The organism is Wenyingzhuangia marina (genome assembly GCF_900130035.1).
In the GTDB taxonomy this organism is placed as follows: Bacteria; Bacteroidota; Bacteroidia; order Flavobacteriales; family Flavobacteriaceae; genus Wenyingzhuangia; species Wenyingzhuangia marina.
In genome coordinates, this window is record NZ_FQXQ01000011.1 from 1 (window position 1) to 2,657 (window position 2,657).

Here is a 2,657-nt window from a genome sequence, read left to right on the forward strand (position 1 = left end):
CTAATTCCCTTTTTGGTAATCCGCTAAGAATTGAGCCAATCCGCTATCTGTTAAAGGATGTTTTAACAATCCAGTAATTGATGATAATGGTCCTGTCATCACATCACTTCCTATCTTTGCACAGTTAATGACATGCATCGTATTACGTACTGAAGCTGATAAAATTTGTGTTTCAAATCCATAGTTGTCATATACATGTCTTATTTCTTCAATAAGGTGTAATCCATCTGTAGAAATGTCATCCAAACGTCCTAAGAAAGGAGATACATAAGTAGCTCCTGCCTTTGCTGCCAAAATAGCTTGACCTACTGAAAAAACTAACGTTACATTGGTTTTTATTCCTTTGTCTGAAAAGTATTTACACGCCTTTACTCCTGCTGCAATCATAGGTAACTTTACAACTATCTGTGGATTTAAAGCGGCTAAAACTTCTCCCTCTTTTATCATTCCTTCAAAATCTGTAGCAATTACTTCTGCGGATACATCTCCATCAACGGCATCGCAAATATCGCGATAGTGTTGTAAAATATTTTCTGCTCCTGTGATTCCTTCTTTTGCCATTAAAGATGGATTTGTCGTTACTCCATCTAAAACTCCTAAATCTTGAGCTTCTTTAATTTGATCTAAATTTGCTGTGTCAATAAAAAATTTCATTGTCTTTATTTATTTAATAATTCTGTTACTTGTTTAAATACATTCTCTCCGTTAAATCCAAACTTTTCATCTAACACAGTCGCTGGTGCTGAGTATCCAAAGTGTTCTAATCCAAATACTTTTCCATAAGGTCCAACCAATCCTTCTAAGTTTATTGGTAAACCTGCTGTTAATCCAAAGGTTGGAACATTAGGCTGAATAACTGTTTGTTGATACTCTTTTGATTGTAATCTGAAAATTCCTTCAGAAGGAACTGAAACTACTTTTACTTTTACATTCGCTTTGGCTTCTAACAACTGAGCCCCATCAAGTAAAGTAGCAACCTCTGATCCGTTAGCAATTAATATTACATCTGGGTTCTGTTCATCTTTTACAATGTATCCTCCTTTTTCTGCTTGTAATGCATCTTGATATCTTGAACTTCCAACAGCTGGTAAATCTTTAATTCCTTGACGTGATAAAATTAATCCCGTAGGTACTTTACTATTTTCCATAGCCATTTTCCATGCTACATTGGTCTCTGCTGAATCTGCTGGTCTTAAGGCTATAAAACAAGGATCTCCACTATGGTTTTTCAACTTTTCTAACAAACGTATTTGAGCTTCTTGCTCAATCGGTTGGTGGGTAGGTCCGTCTTCTCCTACTCTAAATGCATCGTGAGTCCAAACATATTTTACTGGTAATTCTTGAATAGCACTAATACGAATGGCTGGTTTCATATAATCAGAAAAAACAAAAAACGTAGCCACTACAGGAATCACCCCTCCATGTAAAGCCATTCCATTGGCTAAAGATGCCATAGTCAACTCTGCTACTCCTGATTGTAAAAATGCTCCTGAAAAATCTCCTTTTTTTAAGGCGTGAGTCTTTTTTAAGAATCCATCTGTTTTGTCGCTATTAGACAAATCTGCTGATGAAACTATAATATTTTCTACATTTTCTGCTAAGTAAGCCAACACATTTGCAGAGGCTGCTCTGGTAGCCAATCCTGGTTTATTTTCTACTGACTCAAAATCTAATGCTGGTAATTCTCCTGATAAGAAACTATCTAACTTTGTAGCCAAAGCTTCATTTGAATTTCTCCATGCTGATATTTCTACCTTCTTTTCTTTGGCTTCTGCTGATTTTCTTTCTAATAAAGTTTTATAAAAAGATGCTACTTCGCTATAAACAGCAAATGGATCATTTACATCTGCTCCTAAATTCTCTAACGTTTTTGTATAATCTGCACCTGTATGACCTATTGGCTGTCCATGTAATTCACAATGTCCTTCAAACATATCTCCATTAGCTGTAACACAACCTTTACCCATTATCGTTTTTCCAATAATTAAAGTAGGTTTTTCTTGTTCTGCGTTGGCTTGTTTTAATGCAAATCTAATTTCATCATGGTTATGTCCATCAATAGTTATAACTTTCCATCCCCAAGCTTCATACTTCATTGCTGTATCCTCACTTGTTACCTCATCTGTCATCGTAGATAATTGAACGTCATTAGAATCATAAAACATAATAAAGTTATTCAATCCTAAATGTCCTGCTATTCTTCCTGCTCCTTGTGAGATTTCTTCTTGAATTCCTCCATCGGATATAAAACCATATATTTTATGATTCATCCAATCTCCAAATCTTGATCCTAGAAATTTAGCTGCAATAGCCGCTCCAACTCCCATGGCATGTCCTTGACCTAAAGGTCCTGATGTGTTTTCTACTCCTCTTAAAACATCAACCTCTGGATGACCTGGTGTAACAGAACCCCATTGTCTAAAGTTTTCTACATCTGTTTTTTTATAATTTCCTAATAAATAATATTGTGCATATAACAACGTAGATAAGTGACCCGCATCCATAAAAAATCTATCTCTAAACGGCCATGACATATCGGTAGGATCAAAATTTAAAAATTCTGAATACAAAATATGCATGAAATCTGCTCCTCCCATAGGGCCTCCTGGATGTCCAGAATTTGCCTTCTCTACCATAGAAATCGCTAATGCTCTTAT

Annotated in this window: 2 protein-coding genes; both read right to left on the reverse strand. The window is 35.6% G+C overall.

Going from position 1 to position 2,657, the window contains the following annotated elements; translation table 11 throughout:
• A complete protein-coding gene (gene fsa, locus BUB70_RS13965) occupies positions 1-654 on the reverse strand; it encodes a fructose-6-phosphate aldolase (RefSeq protein ID WP_073122676.1) in 654 nt (217 codons plus the stop codon).
• 5 nt (positions 655-659) lie between these two features.
• The coding region (locus BUB70_RS13970) for a transketolase family protein (RefSeq protein ID WP_073122678.1) at positions 660-2,657 on the reverse strand (1,998 nt) is incomplete at its 5' end.